We start from the raw sequence: 20618 nt of genomic DNA, 5'->3' as shown, positions 1-20618 counted from the left end.
CTTTTACATAAAAGGGGAACAAAATGAGCGATATTTATCAACATTTTAGAAAAGACGAACAGCCATTTGTCGACCAAGTATTAGGCTGGAAAAACATCGCACTCGAACAATATCGAATGAAATTAACAGACTTTCTTGATCCGCGTGAGCAGTTCATTACCCAGTCCGTGATTCAGCATTCTGATGAACTGGGTCTCATGTTTTTTGGCGGGTATGAGGAAGCAGAGCGGAAAAGGGCTTTGATCTATCCTGATTATTTAGCACCGACCATACAGGATTTTGAACTGACTTATTTTCAGGTGAACTATGCGAAAAAGTTTATTTCTATAGAACACCCCAATCTTCTCGGTTCGCTCATTGGGACAGGCCTGAAGCGTCAAAAATTCGGTGATTTGTTGTTTTCAGAGGACAACGTGCAATTTATTTGTACAAGCGATGTTGCCGATTTTGTTCGGGCTCAGCTGACGCATGTCGGCAGAGCATCTGTTTCATTAGAGGAAATTAGCAAGGCAGATCTTCAGCCAGTCATCAGCAAAACCGATATCAAAGAAGATACGATTTCTTCACTGCGGCTTGACGCTGTATGTGCTGCTGTTAGCCGTCAGTCTCGGCAAAAAGCACAGCTTTTGGTCAAAAATGGTCTTGTCAAAGTAAACTGGAAAGTCACTGAAGACCCTTCCTTTACAATTGGTGAAGGTGATCAGCTCTCTGTCAGGGGATTTGGCCGCTTTAGCTTAAAAACAATTGATGGGAAGACGAAAAAAGATAAATTCAAAGTAACATTTGAGCTTCTGACATAACGAATTTGAATCTGGAGGTGGCAAGATTGCCATTAACACCTAATGATATTCATAATAAAACGTTCACAAAAAGTTTTCGCGGCTATGACGAAGATGAAGTAAATGAGTTTTTAAGCCAAGTACGTAAAGATTACGAGATCGTACTTCGCAAAAAGAATGAGCTTGAAGACAAAGTCAACGAGCTTGATGAAAGACTAGGCCATTTTGCAACAATTGAAGAAACATTAAACAAATCCATTCTTGTGGCGCAAGAAGCAGCAGAAGACGTGAAGCGTCATTCTGATAAAGAAGCGAAATTGATCATTCGTGAAGCTGAGAAAAATGCAGACCGTATTATCAACGAAGCGTTATCAAAATCAAGAAAGATTGCTATGGAAATCGAAGAGCTCAAGAAACAGTCGAAAGTCTTTAGAACTCGTTTCCAAATGCTCATCGAAGCTCAGCTTGATCTTCTGAAAAATGATGATTGGGATCATTTGCTGGAATATGAAGTTGACGCTGTCTTTGACGAAAAAGAATAAGCGCATCATCTTGACATGAAGTGCTCATGTTGCATATAATACCATCATAAATTAACAAGAGATAAACGTTTGAAAGGGACACTCGCAGCGGTTACATGCGTAATAAAGCGAATCAGGGACGGTGGAAGCCTGACATTACGAAACGCTGCAACGAGATCACCCCTTTAGTTCCTTTTCTGAAATGAATGAGTAAGAAAAGGCGTCTGATCACGTTACGATTTTAGAGTGGATAAGCGGCAATTTCAAAGCGCTTGTCTAAAAGGGTGGTACCGCGAGACAAGCCTTCTCGTCCCTTATGGGATGAGAGGGCTTTTTTTATTGTTTTTTAATACGAATTTGCATGTGGAGGAATAGGTATGAACTACAAAGACACCTTATTAATGCCAAAAACAGAATTCCCGATGAGAGGGAACCTGCCGAACAAAGAGCCTGAAATCCAAGAGGAGTGGGCAGAAAAAGACATCTATCAAATGGTTTTAGAGCGGACAAAAGGACGCCCGACCTTTATTTTGCATGATGGACCTCCATATGCGAATGGTGACATTCATATGGGGCACGCACTCAATAAAATCCTCAAAGATTTTATTGTCCGTTTTAAATCAATGAATGGATTCCATGCACCGTATGTACCGGGCTGGGATACACATGGCTTACCGATTGAAACAGCCCTTACGAAAAATAAAAAAGTCAAACGCAAAGAAATGTCGACAGCAGAATTCCGTAAACTATGTGAGGAGTATGCTTGGAAACAAATCGAAGGTCAGCGCAATCAGTTTAAACGTTTGGGCGTAAGAGCAGACTGGGACAATCCATATGTGACATTGAAGCCTGAATACGAAGCGCAGCAAATTCTTGTCTTTGGTGAAATGGCGAAAAGAGGCTATATTTACAAAGGTCTTAAGCCTGTTAACTGGTCTCCATCAAGTGAATCAGCACTTGCTGAAGCAGAAATTGAATACAAGGACAAACGTTCACCATCGATTTACGTATCATTTAAAGTGAAAGATGGCAAAGGCGTACTTGAAAACGGCGAGCAGTTCATCATCTGGACAACAACACCTTGGACACTTCCTGCAAACCTTGGCATTTGTGTACATCCAAACCTAGAGTACAGTGTGCTTCAAGTGGGTGCTGAGCGATATGTCATCGCATCTGAGCTAGTTGAACAAGTGGCAAAAACACTTGGATTTGAAGAGTACGAAGTTGTGAAAACCTTAAAAGGTAAAGAATTAGATAAGGTCGTTGCAGCACATCCAATTTACGATAGAGATTCTCTTGTGATGCTTGGCGATCACGTCACAACAGATGCAGGAACAGGCTGTGTTCACACAGCGCCAGGTCACGGGGAAGATGACTTTATCGTAAGTATGAAGTACGGTCTTGATGTGTTATGTCCAGTAGATGAAAAAGGTGTGATGACAGAAGAAGCACCTGGTTTTGAAGGACTATTCTACGAGGATGCCAATAAAGCCATCACAGAACAGCTTGAAGCAAAAGGCGCATTGAAAAAGCTCGACTTTATCACGCACTCCTATCCGCATGACTGGAGAACGAAAAAACCAACAATTTATCGTGCAACTGCTCAGTGGTTTGCTTCCATTAAAGATTTCAGAGAAGCACTATTAGATAATATTAAAGAAACGAAATGGGTTCCAGCTTGGGGCGAAACGCGCCTGTTCAATATGGTGCGTGACAGAGGTGACTGGTGCATTTCAAGACAGCGTGTATGGGGCGTTCCAATCCCAGTCTTCTATGCTGAAAATGGTGAGCCAATCATCACAGATGAAACGATTCAGCACGTCTCTCAATTATTTAGAGAACATGGCTCGAATATTTGGTTTGAAAAAGAAGCAAAAGAATTATTGCCTGAAGGCTTTACACATCCAGGCAGCCCGAATGGTGAATTTACAAAAGAGCAAGATATCATGGATGTATGGTTTGATTCTGGTTCTTCTCACCAAGCGGTATTAGAAGAACGAGATGACCTTGTTCGTCCGGCAGACCTTTACCTTGAAGGTTCTGATCAATATCGCGGGTGGTTTAACTCATCTTTATCTACAGCAGTTGCTGTCACTGGAAAAGCGCCATATAAAGGTGTTCTCAGCCATGGCTTTACGCTTGATAAAGAAGGACGCAAGATGAGTAAATCATTAGGCAATACGATTGATCCGACGAAAGTGGCGAAGCAGCTTGGTGCGGAGATTCTTAGACTTTGGGTCTCTTCTGTCAACTATCAAGCCGATCATCCAGTGTCTGATGACATTTTAAAACAAGTCGCAGAAGTTTATCGTAAAATCCGTAACACGTTCCGCTTCTTGCATGGTAACCTGTTTGACTTTGATCCAGCAGTCAATGCAGTACCAGTCGAAGAGCTTCGCGAAGTGGACCAATATATCTTAATCAAATTAAACAAATTGATTGATAAAGTGAAAAAAGCTTATGATGATTACGAATTTGCGGTTGTCTATCATGCCATCCACAACTTCTGTACGATTGAGCTTAGCTCTTTCTATCTCGATTTTGCAAAAGATGTGGTATACATTGAGCATGCGGATCATCCAGACCGCCGCAGCATGCAAACGGTCTTCTACGAAACATTAATGGCGTTAGTGAAGCTGACAGCACCAATTCTTCCGCATACAGCAGATGAACTATGGAGCCACTTAAGCTTTGTTGAAGAGCCAAGTGTTCAGTTAACAGATATGCCAGAAGGTGTAGCTGTTCCTCAAGCAGAAGCGACAGAAGTGAAGTTTGACCGCTTTATGGAAGTACGTGACGATGTGCTAAAAGCGCTGGAAATTGCGCGTAATGAGAAAGTCATCGGACGTTCACTTGAAGCAAGTGTGACCCTTTATGCAACAGAGGAAGTGAAAAACCTTCTTGCATCCATTAAAGAAGATGTGAAGCAGCTCTTCATCATTTCTGAATTAACAGTAGAAGATGAGAAACATGCAGACGCATCAGCGCCTGAATACACATCAGGACGTATTGTTGTTCAAAAAGCAGAAGGCGAACTGTGCGAACGCTCCCGCATTATTTCAAAAGATGTTGGCGCAAATCCAAAATACCCAACATTGTCGCTCAAAAATGCTGAAATTGTGGAGAAATATTACCAGAATTAACAGCACAATATCACCAACTAGCGCCCCGCATATAGCGGGGCGTTTTTGATATAGAGAAAATGACAGCGTTTAGAACGAAAGGAAAAATCTTATGGCTTTAAAGTAAACAGGCGGGGCAACAATATGATTATCACGACAGGGCAGGAGTTGAAACAGCGACATGAATGGCGATCTAGAGACGATTTACATGGAACTCCTTCAAATGAGAGAAGAACTGCAATCGAAACTGTTTGAATATGCATCATTGCGTTCACCCGCTGAACATGTCACGTTCGATCAAGCAAAAACGACCACGCTTCTTTATCACATCAAAGAAGAACTGCAAGATGTTTCGCTCGCGATTGCAAAAATTGAACAAGGAACTTATGGCATATGTGAGGCGACTGGGCATACAATGCCCATTGAACAAATGAGTATTCTTCCGACTGCTCGTACGACTGACGACTTTTTATATCATAAGCAATACGAGAAAAAATCATTCACCCCTTATCCTCACGAATCAAACGATTCTCATTTTGAAGCCTTCCACATGTAGGGAGGTTTTTGTCTGTCAACTAAAGTTTCTTTACTCCATCCTGTTTTCTTGATAAAATGCTTAAAGACCAAAGTATGAAGATGGAGGAACGTGTGTGTTCTATTACATAATCGCATTCGTGATAATTTGTTTAGATCAATTAACAAAATGGCTCATTGTCAAACATATGATGCTCGGTGATTCTATTCCTGTGATTGATGGCTTCTTTTACATCACATCCCACCGAAATTCAGGAGCCGCATGGGGGATTCTCCAAGGACAAATGTGGTTTTTCTATGTGATCACACTCGTTGTTATTGCAGGAATTGTTTATTATTTGCAAAAACATGGACAAAAGGACAAGCTACTTGGCGTAGCGCTTGCCTTAATGCTTGGCGGAGCGATTGGAAACTTTATTGACCGTATTTTCCGTCAAGAAGTGGTTGATTTTGCTCATTTCGTATTTGGGGATTATCATTATCCAATCTTTAATATCGCAGATTCCTCTCTATGTGTGGGGGTCATTCTGCTCTTTATTCAAATGCTTTTAGATGGAAAGAAAAATAAGGAGTCAACTACATGAATCAAGTAAACATTGCCGTTTCAGAAGAACAAACGAGTGAACGGCTTGATAAATTTTTAAGCACAACTGAACCAGAATGGTCAAGAACCCAAGTCCAGCAGTGGGTGAAAGATGGGCTCATCGAAGTAAATGGAAAACAAGTGAAGGCCAATTATAAAGTACAAGCTGGAGATCAAATCAAAGTAGAGATTCCAGATCCAGAAGCACTAGATGTAGAAGCGGAATCAATGGATCTTGATATTTATTATGAGGATGAAGATGTACTAGTGGTCAATAAACCAAGAGGAATGGTCGTTCATCCAGCACCAGGACATGTGACAGGTACTCTTGTCAATGGCCTCATGGCTCATTGCAATGATTTGTCAGGCATTAATGGTGTGATGAGACCAGGAATTGTCCACCGGATTGATAAAGATACGTCAGGGCTTTTAATGGTCGCAAAAAATGATATGGCGCATGAATCACTCGTCAATCAGCTGGTGGCGAAAACGGTCACTAGAAAATACACAGCCGTTGTTCATGGCATCATTCAGCATGATACTGGAACGATTGATGCACCAATTGGTCGAGACAAAAAAGATCGCCAAAGCATGACGGTCACAAAAGAAAATGCAAAGCAGGCAGTCACTCATTTTGATGTGATGGAGCGCTTTAAAGACTTTACCGTTGTAGAATGCCGCCTTGAAACAGGAAGAACCCACCAAATTCGTGTTCATATGAAATACATTGGCTATCCGCTTGCCGGAGATCCAAAATATGGCCCGAGAAAAACGGTTGATTTCAATGGACAACTGCTGCATGCAGGCGTGTTAGGATTTGATCACCCTAGAACAGGAGAATATATGGAGTTTACAGCTCCAATTCCAGCTGATATGCAGGGCTTTATCGATTCATTAAGAAATAACGATTGACAGGCCGTTCTTTTTTTGAAATAATAAACGAAGAAATTGAGATTCTTTAAAACAGTCCAGAGAGGCTGAGAAGGATAACGGATCAATTTGTGCACGAGTATGCACAAATGAGCGCCCCTCTCTGCCCTTTGCAGAAGGGGCTTTTTATTTGTCAAAAAGAGGTGTAAAAGATGGAACAAAAAGCAGTCATTCTTGATGAACAAGCGATAAGACGAGCGCTTACCCGTATTGCACATGAAATGATTGAGCGCAACAAAGGGATGAAGGATGTCATCCTGGCCGGGATCAAGACAAGAGGTATTCATCTTGCAAAGCGCCTTGCAGAGCGCATCGAGCAAATTGAAGGAAACCCAGTGACTGTGGGTGAACTTGATATTACGCTATACCGTGATGACCTGACAAAAAAGACAGAGAACCAAGACCCGCTTGTCAAGGGTGCAGACATCCCAGCTGACATTAATGACAAAACACTCATTGTCGTTGATGATGTGCTGTTCACAGGTAGAACCGTCAGAGCGGCTATGGATGCGCTTGTGGATGTAGGAAGACCATCTTCCATTCAGCTAGCTGTTCTAGTCGACCGGGGACACCGGGAGCTGCCGATTCGGGCAGATTATATCGGGAAAAACATCCCGACATCAAAAGCAGAGACAGTCATGGTTCAGCTCAATGAAGTAGATCAAAACGACCTTGTCGCTATATATGAAAAATAACCTTTTTAAATGCATTCCAGAGAGTTTGCAAAGAGGGCAATAACAGAGACACCGAGCACACGACTAAAGTGACGTGTACGGTTTTTCTAGGCCTCTTTGCGCATACTCGCAAAGAGGCTTTTTTAATGAAAAAGGACACATCTAGGAGGAAAATCATGAGTCAGCAAAAAGCCAATTTAGGCATTCGAGATATCCCAAAACCGTTCACATGGCTGTCACTCAGCCTGCAGCACTTGTTTGCCATGTTTGGTGCAACCATTCTTGTACCAAAGATCATTGATATGAGCCCAGCCGTTGCGCTCATCTCAAGCGGGGTTGGAACCATTGTGTACTTAATCATCACAAGAGGGCAGATTCCGGCGTATCTTGGATCGTCCTTTGCCTTTATCGCCCCTATCTTGAATGTAAAAGCCACCGGCGGCCCTGGAGCCGCAATGGTAGGTGCCTTTATGGCTGGTGTGGCATATGCACTCATCGCATTATTTATCAAATGGCTTGGCACAGGCTGGCTAATGAAGCTTCTGCCGCCTGTCGTTGTAGGACCCGTCATTATGGTCATCGGACTCGGACTCGCTGGAACAGCTGTTAACATGGCGATGTACGTGGATCCGAATGCAAAGGAGCTTGTTTACAGCCTGAAGCACTTAATGGTTGCAGGCTTCACACTCGCTGTCACCATTATTAGTATGATCTTCCTAAGAGGATTCCTTAGCTTGATTCCAGTCTTAATCGGCATTATCAGCGGCTACCTCTTTGCCTTAACACAAGGCATTGTGAACTTCCAGCCGGTCATTGCTGCAAAATGGTTTGCTGTACCAGACTTTGTTGTACCATTTGTCGACTATACTCCTGCTGTGACCTTAAGCATTCTCACAGTGATGGTGCCAGTTGCCTTTGTGACCATGTCTGAGCACATCGGCCATCAAGTCGTGTTAAGCAAAGTTGTTGGACAAGATTTTATTAAAAAACCAGGTCTTCATCGCTCCATTTTAGGAGACAGTGCGGCGACAATCTTCGCTTCACTCATCGGCGGACCTCCAACAACGACTTATGGAGAGAACATTGGCGTCCTTGCGATCACAAGAGTGTTCAGTATCTTCGTCATCGGCGGAGCAGCGGTGTTTGCGATCTGCTTCGGCTTTGTTGGGAAAATTTCAGCATTAATCAGTACAGTACCATCCGCGGTTATGGGGGGCGTTTCGTTCCTGCTCTTTGGAATCATAGCCTCAAGCGGACTGCGAATCCTGATTGATCATAAAGTGAATTTTGAAGAAAAGCGCAATCTCATTATCGCATCAGTCATCTTAGTCATTGGAATTGGCGGGGCATTCATTGAGGTGAAACAAATCAATCTGACGCTGTCAGGAATGGCACTCGCTGCCATTACTGGCGTCCTGCTAAACCTGATTCTGCCGCATCAGAAGGCAGAAGATGATGAGTCAAATGAATCGAATACCGAAAACCTTTTAAAAGAAGTCCAGTGAGGCTGACAAGGGTTCTAAACGGAGCAGAACGTGCGAAAGCACCCCTGCTTCTTTTGGAGAACCCTAAGCTGCCGAGGCTTAGGGTTTTTTTAAACCTGAAAGTGATGAAAAACTAGAGGGGGCAGAAAAAATGAATGATTTATCGACAATGAGCAGCTTGTCAAAGGAAGAAATTTTACAGCTGATTGAAGAAGCATGTGCATTGAAAAAAGGGAAACAGGAACATGGTTTAGCAGGTGAATTTGTAGCGAACCTCTTCTTTGAACCAAGTACAAGAACGCGTTTTAGCTTTGAGGTGGCAGAGAAGAAACTTGGAATGAATGTGCTGAACCTAGACGCAGCAAGTACCTCTGTTCAAAAGGGAGAGACCCTTTACGATACAGTGAAAACACTTGAATCCATCGGAGTCAAGGCATGTGTCATCAGAGACAGTACCGACGAATATTACAAAGAGCTGATTGGGAAGGTCGGGATTCCAATCATTAATGCGGGAGATGGCTGCGGACAGCACCCTACACAATCATTGCTGGATTTGATGACGATCTTTGAAGAGTTTGGCGGTTTTGAAGGCTTAACGATCTCGATTCATGGTGATATCAAACATAGCAGGGTGGCAAGGTCCAATGCTGAAGTCCTCGCAAGACTAGGAGCGACAGTGCTCTTTTCAGGACCAGCATCCTTCCAAGATGAACAAAATCCTCATGGAATGTATGTCGAAGTGGACGAAGCCATGAAGCGGTCTGACGTGGTGATGCTGCTGAGAATTCAGCATGAAAGACACTCAGAAAAGATGGGCAACGAGGGTTACTTATCGACTTATGGATTAACAGTAGACAGGGCAAGCAAAATGAAAGAAAGAGCGATTATTATGCATCCAGCACCAGTAAATAGAGGTGTTGAAATAGATGATTCATTAGTAGAGTCAAAGCAGTCAAGGATTTTTAAACAAATGGAAAATGGTGTGTATATCCGAATGGCTGTGTTAAAAAGAGCTTTTCAAAATAGCAGACTACATCAAAAAGGGAGAGATTCTGTCTATGTCATATCTCATTAAAAACGGTTTTATCTTAACAAGCACAGGGGAAAGAGTGCAGCAGGATATTAGGGTAGAAGGAAAAGTGATTCAAGCAATGGGTCACTTAGAAAGAGAAGACGGAGAAGAAGTCATTGATGCAGCAGGGCTATTTGTATCACCAGGTTTGATTGATCTGCATGTGCATTTAAGAGAGCCAGGCGGCGAGAAAAAAGAAACCATTGAAACAGGTTCTAAGGCAGCAGCAAGAGGCGGGTATACGACCATTGCAGCAATGCCGAATACACGGCCAGTTCCAGATACAAAAGAACAAATGGAATGGCTGATGAATCGAATCAAAGAGACCTCCTCTGTAAGAGTACTGCCATACGCTTCCATCACGACGAGACAAATTGGCGAAGAGATGACAGACTTTGCAGCGTTAAAAGAAGCGGGCGCTTTTGCCTTTACGGATGACGGTGTAGGTATTCAAACCGCAGGCATGATGTACGAAGCAATGAAAAAGGCAGCAAGCCTTGATCAAGCCATAGTGGCGCACTGTGAAGATAACTCACTCATTTATGGAGGATGCGTTCATGAAGGAGACTTTTCAAAAGCAAATGGGTTAAACGGGATACCGTCAATTTGTGAATCGGTGCATATTGCAAGAGATGTCCTCTTAGCAGAAGCAGCGAATTGTCATTATCATGTATGTCATATCAGTACAAAGGAATCCGTCCGAGTGGTACGCGATGCAAAAAAAGCAGGCATTCGTGTGACGGCTGAGGTCTCTCCGCATCACCTGCTCTTATGTGATACAGACATCCCAGGTCTTGACACAAACTATAAAATGAATCCGCCGCTCAGAGGAGCAGAAGATCGCGAGGCACTGATCGAGGGACTCTTAGATGGCACGATTGATTTTATCGCCACAGACCATGCACCGCATACAGAAGAAGAAAAGAACGAAACGATGCAGAGAGCACCTTTTGGGATTGTCGGACTTGAAACAGCGTTCCCGCTTCTGTACACACGTTTTGTGAAAACAGGGGAATGGACATTAAAAGAACTTGTTGATTATATGACCATCAAACCAGCAGAAGCCTTTGCTCTTCCATACGGAAAGCTGGAAGAAGGTCAAATCGCTGATATCACACTGATTGATTTAAACAAAGAAATGGCAATTGACAAAAAAAGCTTCTTATCTAAAGGACAAAATACACCGTTTGACAAATTGACTGTATCAGGATGGCCGGTCATGACACTTGCATCTGGGAAAGTCGTTTATGAAGAGGGGAGACTAGTAAAATGAAGAGACGCTTAGTGCTAGAAAACGGAACAGTATTCGAAGGAACAGGCTTTGGCAGCTTAGAACCGTCAGTCGGAGAAGTCGTCTTTAACACAGGGATGACAGGCTATCAAGAGATTTTGTCTGACCCGTCGTACTGCGGACAAATTGTCACACTCACTTACCCGCTGATCGGCAACTACGGCATTAACCGTGATGATTTTGAATCGATCACACCGTTTGTGAAAGGGCTGATCGTGAAAGAGCTTTGTGAAAAGCCTTCAAACTGGCGCTCTTCATACTCACTTGATGAGTATTTAAAAATGAAAAATATCCCGGGTCTTAGCGGCATTGATACACGCAAGCTCACGCGCATGATCCGAAGTGCAGGTACATTAAGAGGAGCTTTTGCAGGACCGGATGAACAAGTAGAAGACGTTGTAAGCCGCCTTCAAACGATGCAGCTACCAACAGATCAAGTAAGCCAAGTATCTGTGAAAAATGCGTATCCAAGCCCAGGAAGAGGCAAAAGAATTGTGCTTGTCGATTTCGGCATGAAGCACGGCATTTTGCGCGAGCTCAATAAGCGAGATTGTGATGTCATTGTGGTGCCATACAATATCACGGCAGATGAAGTATTACAGTTAAAACCAGATGGCATCATGCTTTCAAACGGACCTGGGGATCCAGTCGATGTGCCAGAAGCAGTTGAAATGATTCAGCAGCTGATTGGAAAGGTACCACTCTTTGGTATCTGCCTGGGACACCAGTTATTCGCGCTTGCGTGCGGCGCAAGTACAGAAAAAATGAAATTTGGGCATAGAGGATCCAATCATCCAGTCAAAGAACTAGCAACTGGCAAGGTAACCTTGACGTCTCAAAACCACGGTTACACGGTTAGCGCCATTAATGAAGACGTGCTTGAAGTCACACATATTGCGCTAAATGACAATACCATTGAAGGATTAAAACATAAAGAAGCACCAGCATTCACTGTCCAGTATCACCCAGAAGCATCACCGGGTCCAGAAGATGCGAACTACTTATTCGACGAGTTCATGGACATGATTCATACAACTGAGAAAGAAGGGGAAGAAGTATGCCAAAACGCGTAGATATCAAAAAGATTTTAGTGATCGGTTCAGGTCCAATCATCATCGGTCAGGCAGCGGAGTTTGACTATGCAGGCACACAGGCTTGCTTAGCGCTAAAAGAAGAGGGCTATGAAGTCGTTCTTGTGAACTCTAACCCGGCGACGATCATGACAGATACAGAAATGGCCGATAAGGTATACATCGAACCACTGACACCAGAATTTTTAACACGAATCATTCGAAAAGAACGTCCTGATGCGATTCTGCCGACACTTGGCGGACAAACTGGATTGAACCTTGCTGTTGAGTTATCAGATCTTGGTGTACTCGCTGAATGCGGTGTTGAAGTACTAGGCACCAAGCTGTCAGCTATTCAAAAAGCAGAGGACAGAGATTTATTCCGTAATCTAATGAATGAATTAAATGAACCTGTACCAGAAAGTGAAATCATCCATAACCTTGAAGAAGCGATGGCATTCACAGATCAAATCGGTTTCCCGGTCATTGTTAGACCAGCCTATACACTAGGCGGAACAGGCGGCGGAATTTGTACAAATGAGCAAGAATTAAAAGAAATCGTCGAGAATGGACTGAAGTTAAGTCCGGTGACACAATGCTTGCTTGAAAAAAGTATCGCAGGCTTTAAAGAAATTGAATATGAGGTCATGCGTGACAGCGGAGATCATGCCATTGTGGTTTGTAACATGGAAAACTTTGATCCTGTCGGCATCCACACAGGTGACAGTATCGTTGTGGCACCAAGTCAAACGCTAAGTGATCGTGAATATCAGCTGCTTCGTAATGTGTCACTCAAGCTGATCCGTGCACTTGGCATTGAAGGCGGATGTAACGTACAGCTGGCGATTGATCCAGACAGCTTCCAATACTATATTATCGAAGTAAACCCGCGCGTGAGCCGTTCTTCTGCTCTTGCGTCTAAAGCAACTGGATATCCGATTGCAAAACTTGCAGCGAAAATCGCAGTTGGCCTAACACTTGATGAAATGATGAACCCAGTCACAGGTAAAACATATGCAGCGTTCGAACCAGCACTCGACTATATCGTTTCAAAAATCCCGCGCTGGCCGTTCGATAAATTTGAATCTGCCAACAGACGACTTGGAACACAAATGAAAGCAACGGGTGAGGTCATGGCGATCGGCCGTACATTAGAAGAGTCTCTTTTAAAGGCTGTTCGTTCACTTGAAGCGGATGTGCATCACATTGAATTAAAAGACGAAGCGGACATTACGAACGAAGTGCTCGAAAAGCGGATTATCAAAGCAGGAGATGAGCGTCTGTTTTATATCGCTGAGGCGCTAAGAAGAGGCTATACCGTCGAACAGATTCATGAATTCTCGAAAATTGATTATTTCTTCCTTCATAAGCTGAAAGGCATCATCGCATTTGAAAAGACACTAAAAGAAAACAAAGGCAATGTAGACGTTTTAAAAGAAGCGAAAGAAAAAGGTTTCTCAGATATTTATATTAGCCGCGAATGGAATATGAATGAGGCAGATGTCTATAACCTAAGAACAGAAGCAGGCATCGTTCCTGTGTATAAGATGGTGGACACATGTGCGGCAGAATTTGAATCAGAAACACCGTATTTCTACAGCACATATGAAGATGAAAATGAATCCGAACGAACAGATAAGAAAAGTGTCATCGTGCTAGGCTCAGGTCCAATCAGAATCGGACAAGGGGTTGAATTTGATTATGCGACCGTTCATTCAGTGTGGGCAATCAAACAAGCAGGCTATGAAGCCATTATTATTAACAACAACCCTGAAACCGTCTCAACAGACTTTAGTATTTCAGATAAGCTCTACTTTGAACCACTCACTGTAGAAGATGTGATGCACATCATCGACCTTGAACAACCAGAAGGTGTCGTCGTTCAGTTTGGCGGACAAACAGCGATTAACTTAGCAGATGAATTATCAAATAGAGGGGTTAAGATACTTGGAACATCGCTTGAAGACCTTGATCGCGCGGAAAACCGTGACAAGTTTGAACAAACATTAGAAACTCTCGGCGTGCCGCAGCCAAAAGGTAAGACAGCAACGTCTGTGCCAGAGGCAGTAGCAATTGCGAATCAAATCGGTTACCCCGTGCTTGTCCGTCCTTCCTATGTATTAGGCGGCCGTGCAATGGAAATTGTGTATCAAGAAGCTGAGCTCCTTCACTACATGGAGAATGCGGTGAAAGTCAATCCGCAGCACCCAGTGCTCATTGACAAGTATTTGACAGGAAAAGAAATTGAAGTAGATGCTGTGTCTGACGGAGAAACGGTTGTCATACCAGGCATTATGGAACACATTGAAAGAGCCGGAGTTCACTCTGGAGACTCCATTGCGGTCTACCCGCCGCAAACTTTGTCAGAGGACATCAAAGCGAAGATTGCAGAATACACGATTAAACTCGCAAAAGGCCTTAACATCATTGGGCTTTTGAACATTCAATTTGTTCTATCAAAAGGAGAAGTGTACGTACTTGAAGTGAATCCGCGCTCAAGCCGGACTGTCCCATTCTTAAGTAAAATTACAGGCATTCCAATGGCGAACTTAGCTACAAAGGTTATTTTAGGAGAAAAACTGAAAAACTATGGCTACCAAGAAGGGCTTCATGTTGAGCAAGAAGGCGTATATGTGAAAGTTCCAGTCTTCTCTTTTGCAAAACTAAGAAGAGTAGATATTACACTAGGGCCTGAAATGAAATCAACAGGTGAAGTCATGGGGAAAGATGTCACAATCGAAAAAGCCCTCTATAAAGGGTTGATTGCATCAGGCATTCAAATTCCAAAAGACGGAACGGTTCTCCTGACAGTGGCTGATAAAGATAAAGAAGAAGGACTTGAGATTGCAAGAAGATTCCATTCCATCGGCTATCATATTTTAGCAACAGAAGGAACAGCGAATTACTTAAAACAAGCCTCTATTCCATCAAGTGTTGTCGGCAAAATAGGAGAAGAAGGAAAGAATCTGCTGGATGTCATTCGAAATGGTGAAGCCCAATTTGTCATCAACACCTTAACAAAAGGAAAACAGCCGGCAAGAGACGGCTTTAGAATTAGACGTGAATCTGTTGAAAATGGTGTCGCTTGCTTAACGTCACTAGATACAGCAGAAGCGATTTTAAGAGTGCTAGAGAGCATGACATTTAGAGCAGATGAAATGCCAGAAGTGAAAACGAATGCTGAGGTGACAGTAACGATATGAAAAAAGCATACTTGACGGTCGTCTCAAACCGAGAGATCGCTGATCATATTTACGAAATGACATTAAAGGGTGATCTTGTTGAATCCTTTCAAACAGCTGGACAGTTTCTTCATATAAAGGTCAGTGAATCCATGACACCGCTGCTGAGAAGACCGATCAGTATTGCCAACATTCATGCCGAAAAGCAAGAAGCAACCATCATTTACCGCGCAGAGGGAGAGGGCACAAAGCTCCTTTCCCAAAAGCGGGCGGGAGAGTCAGTCGATGTGTTAGGACCGCTTGGAAACGGCTATGACCCTTCAGTCGTTCAGGCCGGACAGACTGCATTATTAGTCGGTGGAGGAATCGGTGTGCCTCCGTTATATGAACTGTCTAAGCGGTTAACGAAAAAAGGCGTCATCGTAAAACATGTTCTCGGTTTTCAATCGAAAAAGGATGTATTTTATGAGGAGAAGTTTCAAGCACTCGGAGATACGTTTATCGCAACCGTTGATGGGACATATGGTTCGAAAGGTTTCGTGACAAATGTCATTGAAGAGAATGAGCTGGACTTTGATGTCTTGCTTTCCTGTGGACCGACACCTATGTTAAAAGCACTAAAAGACTCTTATCCCGATAAGCCTGTCTATATTTCAATGGAAGAACGAATGGGCTGCGGAATCGGTGCATGCTTTGCTTGTGTCTGTCATACCGATCAGCACGAGAAACCGTACGTTAAAGTTTGTCTGGATGGACCTGTTTTTAAAGCGGAGGAGGTGGCGCTATCATGCTAAACATCGAATTACCTGGCTTATCTTTAAAAAATCCAATCATTCCTGCATCAGGCTGTTTTGGATTTGGAAAAGAATTCGCATCATTATATGACCTTTCCTTGCTGGGCGGCATCATGATTAAAGCCACGACCCTTGAACCGAGATTTGGCAACCCGACACCTAGGGTAGCTGAGACAGGAGCCGGTATGCTGAATGCGATTGGTCTCCAAAATCCAGGTCTAAAAGGCGTGCTTGAACATGAATTACCTTGGCTTGAGCAGTTCGATACCCCTATTATTGCCAATGTTGCTGGATCACAAGTTGATGATTATGTTGAAGTAGCAAAGCAAATTAGTCAAGCAAGCAATGTTCACGCCCTTGAACTGAATATCTCGTGTCCGAATGTGAAAACAGGCGGAATTGCCTTTGGGACCGATCCAGAAATGGCGGCCACATTGACAAAAGCTGTCAAGGAAGTTTCCTCCGTTCCTGTTTATGTGAAGCTGTCACCTAATGTAGCCAATATCGTTGAGATTGCTAAAGCGATTGAATCGGCTGGAGCGGATGGACTCACCATGATCAATACCTTGATTGGGATGCGTTTAGATTTAAAAACAGGCAAACCCATTCTTGCCAATAAAACAGGCGGATTATCAGGTCCTGCTGTAAAACCTGTTGCCATCCGAATGGTGCATGAGGTCAGTCAGGCCGTTTCTATTCCGATTATTGGGATGGGCGGGGTGCAAAGCGCTGAAGATGTACTTGAATTTTTACTAGCTGGTGCAAGTGCGGTAGCTGTTGGGACAGCCAATTTTGTGAACCCATTTATTTGCCCGGAAATCATTGATGAACTGCCGAATGTGTTAGCGGCTTATGGGTATTCATCTGTAGAGGAATGCATCGGAAGGAGCTGGAAACATGAAGCACTTGCCCATCATCGCGCTTGATTTTCCATCAGGACAGGAGGCGCACGCCTTTTTAGATCGTTTTGAAGGTACTCCATTATTCGTAAAGGTTGGCATGGAGCTGTTTTACCAAGAAGGTCCTGCCATTATTGACGCACTGAAAGAAAAAAATTGCCGTATTTTCCTTGATCTGAAGCTTCATGACATTCCAACAACCGTGCAAAAAGCGATGAACCGGCTTGCTGCACTTGGTGTTGATTTGGTGAATGTGCATGCAGCCGGCGGGAAAAGAATGATGCAGGCGGCCATAGAGGGGCTTGAAAGCGGAACCCCTGCCGGCCAAAATCGCCCAGGCATTATTGCAGTGACCCAGCTGACAAGCACGTCAGAAGATATGATGAAAAAAGAATTACTAATTGACCGCCCATTGCAAGAGGCGGTGCTTCATTATGGACAATTGGCATATGAAAGTGGACTTGATGGTGTGGTGTGCTCTGTTCATGAATCAAAACAGCTTCATGAACAAATCTCTCCTTCCTTTCTCACTGTCACACCAGGAATTCGCTTACCAAATGATCAAACGGATGACCAAAAGCGTGTGGCGACACCTGCTTTTGCCAAAGAGCAGGGTGTTTCACAGATTGTTGTGGGAAGATCGATCACAAAAGCCACAAACCCAGTGGAAGCTTATCAACAAATTTTGAAAGAGTGGGAGTGACTGCCGGATGAAAACGAAAATCGCGAAGCATTTATTACAAATCAAAGCTGTCTCTTTAAAACCAGACGAACCATTTACATGGGCGAGCGGTATCAAATCACCGATTTACTGTGACAATCGCCTCACCTTGTCTTATCCTGAGGTCAGAGGGGACATTGCGGAAGGTTTAAAAGACTTGATTCTCACTCATTTTGAAGGAGCGGAAGTTGTCGCAGGTACAGCTACAGCTGGCATTCCTCATGCGGCATTAGCAGCTGATCGTCTGAACGTACCGATGTGTTATGTAAGAAGTAAACCAAAAGCACACGGAAAAGGAAATCAAATTGAAGGAGCAGTATCACCTGGCCAAAAGGTGGTTGTCGTAGAAGACCTCATCTCAACTGGAGGCAGCGTTCTTGAAGTTGTGGCTGCTCTAGAAGAAGAAGGCTGTGACGTACTCGGAGTTGTTGCGATCTTCACTTATGGACTGCCAAAAGCAACTGCGGCTTTTCAAGAGAAAAACATTCCCTATGTCACGCTGACAGACTATGACACACTGACAGAAGTGGCACTTGAGCTAAAAGCAATCGAGTCTTCTGCTATGAATAAACTAAAACGCTGGAGACAGGATCCTTCGTCTGAATCTTGGATGGAAGAAACGGTCTAAAAAGCTTGTTTTGTTTTAAAAAAAGCTGTGCTGCGCTGCACAGTTTTTTATTTGGTTAAAAATAGTAAAATAGACTCAAATTTAAATAAAAACTAATCCTATCAATAAAGTCGGGTTGACTTTTGTTTGAATTGTGTTAATATTTAATACAAATTAAAACTCTTATCCAGAGAGGTGGAGGGACTGGCCCGATGAAGCCCGGCAACCTGCGATTTGCAAGGTGCTACTTCCTGCAAAATGATTCTATTTTGAAAGATAAGGAAATCGTGAGCTTCCTCATCTTTCTTTCGGACTGAAAGAAAGTTTTTTTATTTTAACGGTGAGGAGGAAGAGGAGATGGAACTGAAACAAAACCAGGATGAGGACTTAGTGAAGCACATGCAAGAGCTGATTGGGGATATGAAATTCGGTTCAATTACGTTGATCGTTCAGGACGGTCAAGTGATTCAAGTGGAAAAAAATGAAAAAATCAGATTAAAGTAGTGCGGAGAATAGCAATAGAAGCAGTACTCCGGAAGGGGAGAAACAATGTTAACTTATGAAAATTGGCAAGAGCCGTCCATTACATTTCAAGAGGACGATTTGTATAAAGGGGCCCTATCTGTGCTGAAATGGGCGTACGGCCACTATGGTGATCAGCTCGTTTATGCATGCAGTTTTGGCATTGAGGGCATTGTCCTGATCGATCTTATTGCGAAAGTAAAAAAAGATGCAAGAATTGTCTTTTTAGATACAGGTCTGCATTTCAAGGAAACATACGACACCATTGATGCAGTTAAGGAAAGATATCCTGGTTTAGACATCGTGCTGAAAACACCTGAGCTGACGGTGGAAGAGCAGAATGAGCAGCATGGTGATAAATTATGGGAAACGAATCCTCAAAGCTGCTGCCATATGAGAAAGGTCATTCCATTGCAAGAGGCACTATCTGGCTATCCGGCATGGCTGTCGGGTTTAAGAAGAGAGCAGTCGCCTAAACGAGCAGGTACGAACTTCTTAAATAAGGATGAAAAATTCCAATCAGTCAAAGTATGTCCGCTCATCCACTGGACGTGGAAGGACATATGGAGATATGCGTCTAGAGAGGATCTTACTTATAATCCGCTGCATGACCAAGGATATCCAAGCATCGGGTGTGCACCTTGTACACAGCCGGCATTTACTGCTGATGATTTGCGTTCTGGAAGATGGTCAGGGACAGCAAAGACTGAGTGCGGATTACATGAGTAAGGGAGCATAATGTATGGAAATCGCCGCAATTTTATTTAGCTTATTCTTTGCTTTAAATATTGGCGCAAGCGGAGCAGCTGCTTCGATGGGCATCGCATATGGTTCAGGTGCGATCAAAAAGCCAATATACGCGCTCAGCGTTTGTGCGGTTGGAATATTAGCAGGTTCAGTGATTGGCGGCGGTGAGGTCGTCAAAACGATCAGCTCCGGGATTATGCCGGAATCTGTCATCACACTTGAAATTGTGTGTATCATCATTGGCTCGGCCGCATTATCACTTTTCATAGCGAATCTCTTGGCCATTCCTTTATCCACAAGTGAGGTCACAGTAGGAGCTGTGGTCGGTGTGGCAGCCGCATATAAAGTGCTGTATGTGAAATCGATCTTAGTCATTGTCTCTTTTTGGGTGATTATTCCGATTGTTGCCTTTGTTTTTACCTTTGCTGTTGTCAAAATCATCAGATTGTTCCCTAAACGGACATTATCCAAAAAAGGTACATTGATCTTATCTGTTGTTTTGATTATCAGTGGGTTTTTAGAAGCATTTTCAGCCGGCATGAACAATGTCGCCAATGCGGTCGGCCCGCTTGTCGCGTCAGGTGTTTTAACAGTCGGGCAAGGAACCCTTTACGGCGGAATCTTTGTGGCCATTGGGGCGCTGCTTCTAGGAAGAAGGGTACTAGAAACAAACGGAAAGAAAATTACACGCTATCAAACGGGTGAAGGCATTCTATTATCGAGCACCGGTGCAGGACTTGTCATCGTCAGCTCTATATTCGGACTCCCTGTTCCCCTTACTCAAATTACCTCCTCGTCCATTATTGGGCTAGGTATGGCAAAGGGTGGACCGAACATTTTTCATAAACATGTTGTGAAAAAAATGCTGAAGGTATGGGTTGTGTCACCTTTCTTATCACTTAGTCTATCTTATTTGTTGGTAAGCCTTTTCTTAAAAGGAGACTATTACTCTATCTTTATCATGATGAGTGTACTGCTTGCTTCACTAGGTGCACTGAGTCTTATGAAGGCAGTTAAAAATGAGAGCAGCTCGATTCATGAACAGGGCGGCGGGATTTAAATATAAATCCGACTATTAACATCTAA

Annotated in this window: 19 protein-coding genes and 1 riboswitch; all 19 genes read left to right on the top strand. The window is 43.4% G+C overall.

Features of this window, described 5'->3' with window-relative positions:
• Positions 1-23: 23 nt before the first annotated feature.
• Positions 24-800: an RNA-binding protein gene (locus tag LCD34_RS16975; protein ID WP_057079575.1), complete on the top strand. Its 777-nt coding sequence runs from the start codon at positions 24-26 to the stop codon at positions 798-800.
• Between the two features lie 26 nt (positions 801-826).
• Positions 827-1321, top strand: a complete 495-nt coding sequence (locus tag LCD34_RS16970; RefSeq protein ID WP_008344947.1) for a DivIVA domain-containing protein — start codon at positions 827-829, stop codon at positions 1319-1321.
• A 356-nt stretch (positions 1322-1677) separates the two neighbouring features.
• Positions 1678-4443 carry an isoleucine--tRNA ligase gene (gene ileS / locus LCD34_RS16965; protein WP_008344945.1) on the top strand — a complete coding sequence of 922 codons (2766 nt, stop codon included), beginning with the start codon at positions 1678-1680 and terminating at the stop codon, positions 4441-4443.
• 160 nt (positions 4444-4603) lie between these two features.
• A complete protein-coding gene (locus LCD34_RS16960; RefSeq protein ID WP_144610134.1) occupies positions 4604-4978 on the top strand; it encodes a TraR/DksA family transcriptional regulator in 375 nt (124 codons plus the stop codon).
• Between the two features lie 94 nt (positions 4979-5072).
• Positions 5073-5540: a signal peptidase II gene (gene lspA / locus LCD34_RS16955; RefSeq protein ID WP_008344942.1), complete on the top strand. Its 468-nt coding sequence runs from the start codon at positions 5073-5075 to the stop codon at positions 5538-5540.
• The gene (locus tag LCD34_RS16950) at positions 5537-6451 is read left to right on the top strand and encodes an RluA family pseudouridine synthase (RefSeq protein WP_074042037.1); all 915 of its coding nucleotides are present in this window, start codon (positions 5537-5539) and stop codon (positions 6449-6451) included. The genes lspA and LCD34_RS16950 overlap by 4 nt, the downstream gene beginning before the upstream one ends.
• A 170-nt stretch (positions 6452-6621) precedes the next feature.
• Positions 6622-7164, top strand: coding sequence for a bifunctional pyr operon transcriptional regulator/uracil phosphoribosyltransferase PyrR (gene pyrR, locus LCD34_RS16945; RefSeq protein WP_007499718.1), 543 nt, complete (start codon positions 6622-6624; stop codon positions 7162-7164).
• Positions 7165-7319: 155 nt separating this feature from the next.
• Positions 7320-8648: a solute carrier family 23 protein gene (locus LCD34_RS16940; RefSeq protein WP_017359351.1), complete on the top strand. Its 1329-nt coding sequence runs from the start codon at positions 7320-7322 to the stop codon at positions 8646-8648.
• A 130-nt stretch (positions 8649-8778) separates the two neighbouring features.
• Positions 8779-9702, top strand: coding sequence for an aspartate carbamoyltransferase catalytic subunit (locus LCD34_RS16935; RefSeq protein WP_017359350.1), 924 nt, complete (start codon positions 8779-8781; stop codon positions 9700-9702).
• A complete protein-coding gene (locus tag LCD34_RS16930) occupies positions 9686-10972 on the top strand; it encodes a dihydroorotase (protein ID WP_079919230.1) in 1287 nt (428 codons plus the stop codon). Before LCD34_RS16935 ends, LCD34_RS16930 begins: the two co-directional genes overlap by 17 nt.
• Entirely contained in the window at positions 10969-12063 is a 1095-nt protein-coding gene (locus LCD34_RS16925; RefSeq protein ID WP_019743288.1) for a carbamoyl phosphate synthase small subunit, read from the top strand. Before LCD34_RS16930 ends, LCD34_RS16925 begins: the two co-directional genes overlap by 4 nt.
• Positions 12048-15263, top strand: a complete 3216-nt coding sequence (gene carB / locus LCD34_RS16920; protein WP_060832317.1) for a carbamoyl-phosphate synthase (glutamine-hydrolyzing) large subunit — start codon at positions 12048-12050, stop codon at positions 15261-15263. The genes LCD34_RS16925 and carB overlap by 16 nt, the downstream gene beginning before the upstream one ends.
• Complete coding sequence (locus LCD34_RS16915; RefSeq protein WP_007499709.1) at positions 15260-16036, top strand: dihydroorotate dehydrogenase electron transfer subunit; 777 nt, start codon at positions 15260-15262, stop codon at positions 16034-16036. The genes carB and LCD34_RS16915 overlap by 4 nt, the downstream gene beginning before the upstream one ends.
• Positions 16030-16962: a dihydroorotate dehydrogenase gene (locus LCD34_RS16910; RefSeq protein ID WP_017359348.1), complete on the top strand. Its 933-nt coding sequence runs from the start codon at positions 16030-16032 to the stop codon at positions 16960-16962. Before LCD34_RS16915 ends, LCD34_RS16910 begins: the two co-directional genes overlap by 7 nt.
• Complete coding sequence (pyrF, locus tag LCD34_RS16905; protein ID WP_050827246.1) at positions 16934-17638, top strand: orotidine-5'-phosphate decarboxylase; 705 nt, start codon at positions 16934-16936, stop codon at positions 17636-17638. Before LCD34_RS16910 ends, pyrF begins: the two co-directional genes overlap by 29 nt.
• Positions 17639-17645: 7 nt before the next feature.
• Positions 17646-18284 (top strand): orotate phosphoribosyltransferase, encoded by a 639-nt coding sequence (pyrE, locus tag LCD34_RS16900; RefSeq protein WP_017367212.1) that lies wholly within the window; start codon positions 17646-17648, stop codon positions 18282-18284.
• 159 nt (positions 18285-18443) lie between these two features.
• Positions 18444-18546, top strand: a riboswitch (SAM riboswitch).
• A 74-nt stretch (positions 18547-18620) separates the two neighbouring features.
• On the top strand, positions 18621-18767 hold the full coding sequence (locus LCD34_RS16895) for a YezD family protein (protein ID WP_008344920.1): 147 nt from the start codon (positions 18621-18623) through the stop codon (positions 18765-18767).
• A 45-nt stretch (positions 18768-18812) separates the two neighbouring features.
• On the top strand, positions 18813-19514 hold the full coding sequence (locus LCD34_RS16890) for a phosphoadenylyl-sulfate reductase (protein WP_008344917.1): 702 nt from the start codon (positions 18813-18815) through the stop codon (positions 19512-19514).
• Positions 19515-19527: 13 nt separating this feature from the next.
• Entirely contained in the window at positions 19528-20592 is a 1065-nt protein-coding gene (locus tag LCD34_RS16885) for an inorganic phosphate transporter (protein WP_050827247.1), read from the top strand.
• Positions 20593-20618: the final 26 nt, after the last annotated feature.

The organism is Bacillus sp. RAR_M1_44 (genome assembly GCF_020165935.1).
Lineage (GTDB): Bacteria > Bacillota > Bacilli > Bacillales > Bacillaceae > Bacillus > Bacillus altitudinis.
This window is presented reverse-complemented; position numbering and strand designations above follow the sequence as displayed.

What these genes read in the sequence shown, in the direction of transcription:
- carB (WP_060832317.1), top strand. Translation starts at nt 12,048, where the DNA reads ATGCCAAAACGCGTAGATATCAAAAAGATTTTAGTGATCGGTTCAGGT.
- ileS (WP_008344945.1), top strand. Translation starts at nt 1,678, where the DNA reads ATGAACTACAAAGACACCTTATTAATGCCAAAAACAGAATTCCCGATG.
- pyrE (WP_017367212.1), top strand. Translation starts at nt 17,646, where the DNA reads ATGAAAACGAAAATCGCGAAGCATTTATTACAAATCAAAGCTGTCTCT.
- LCD34_RS16950 (WP_074042037.1), top strand. Translation starts at nt 5,537, where the DNA reads ATGAATCAAGTAAACATTGCCGTTTCAGAAGAACAAACGAGTGAACGG.
- LCD34_RS16935 (WP_017359350.1), top strand. Translation starts at nt 8,779, where the DNA reads ATGAATGATTTATCGACAATGAGCAGCTTGTCAAAGGAAGAAATTTTA.
- LCD34_RS16885 (WP_050827247.1), top strand. Translation starts at nt 19,528, where the DNA reads ATGGAAATCGCCGCAATTTTATTTAGCTTATTCTTTGCTTTAAATATT.
- LCD34_RS16915 (WP_007499709.1), top strand. Translation starts at nt 15,260, where the DNA reads ATGAAAAAAGCATACTTGACGGTCGTCTCAAACCGAGAGATCGCTGAT.
- LCD34_RS16975 (WP_057079575.1), top strand. Translation starts at nt 24, where the DNA reads ATGAGCGATATTTATCAACATTTTAGAAAAGACGAACAGCCATTTGTC.
- LCD34_RS16940 (WP_017359351.1), top strand. Translation starts at nt 7,320, where the DNA reads ATGAGTCAGCAAAAAGCCAATTTAGGCATTCGAGATATCCCAAAACCG.
- LCD34_RS16930 (WP_079919230.1), top strand. Translation starts at nt 9,686, where the DNA reads ATGTCATATCTCATTAAAAACGGTTTTATCTTAACAAGCACAGGGGAA.
- LCD34_RS16925 (WP_019743288.1), top strand. Translation starts at nt 10,969, where the DNA reads ATGAAGAGACGCTTAGTGCTAGAAAACGGAACAGTATTCGAAGGAACA.
- pyrR (WP_007499718.1), top strand. Translation starts at nt 6,622, where the DNA reads ATGGAACAAAAAGCAGTCATTCTTGATGAACAAGCGATAAGACGAGCG.
- LCD34_RS16890 (WP_008344917.1), top strand. Translation starts at nt 18,813, where the DNA reads ATGTTAACTTATGAAAATTGGCAAGAGCCGTCCATTACATTTCAAGAG.
- LCD34_RS16910 (WP_017359348.1), top strand. Translation starts at nt 16,030, where the DNA reads ATGCTAAACATCGAATTACCTGGCTTATCTTTAAAAAATCCAATCATT.
- LCD34_RS16895 (WP_008344920.1), top strand. Translation starts at nt 18,621, where the DNA reads ATGGAACTGAAACAAAACCAGGATGAGGACTTAGTGAAGCACATGCAA.
- pyrF (WP_050827246.1), top strand. Translation starts at nt 16,934, where the DNA reads ATGAAGCACTTGCCCATCATCGCGCTTGATTTTCCATCAGGACAGGAG.
- LCD34_RS16960 (WP_144610134.1), top strand. Translation starts at nt 4,604, where the DNA reads ATGAATGGCGATCTAGAGACGATTTACATGGAACTCCTTCAAATGAGA.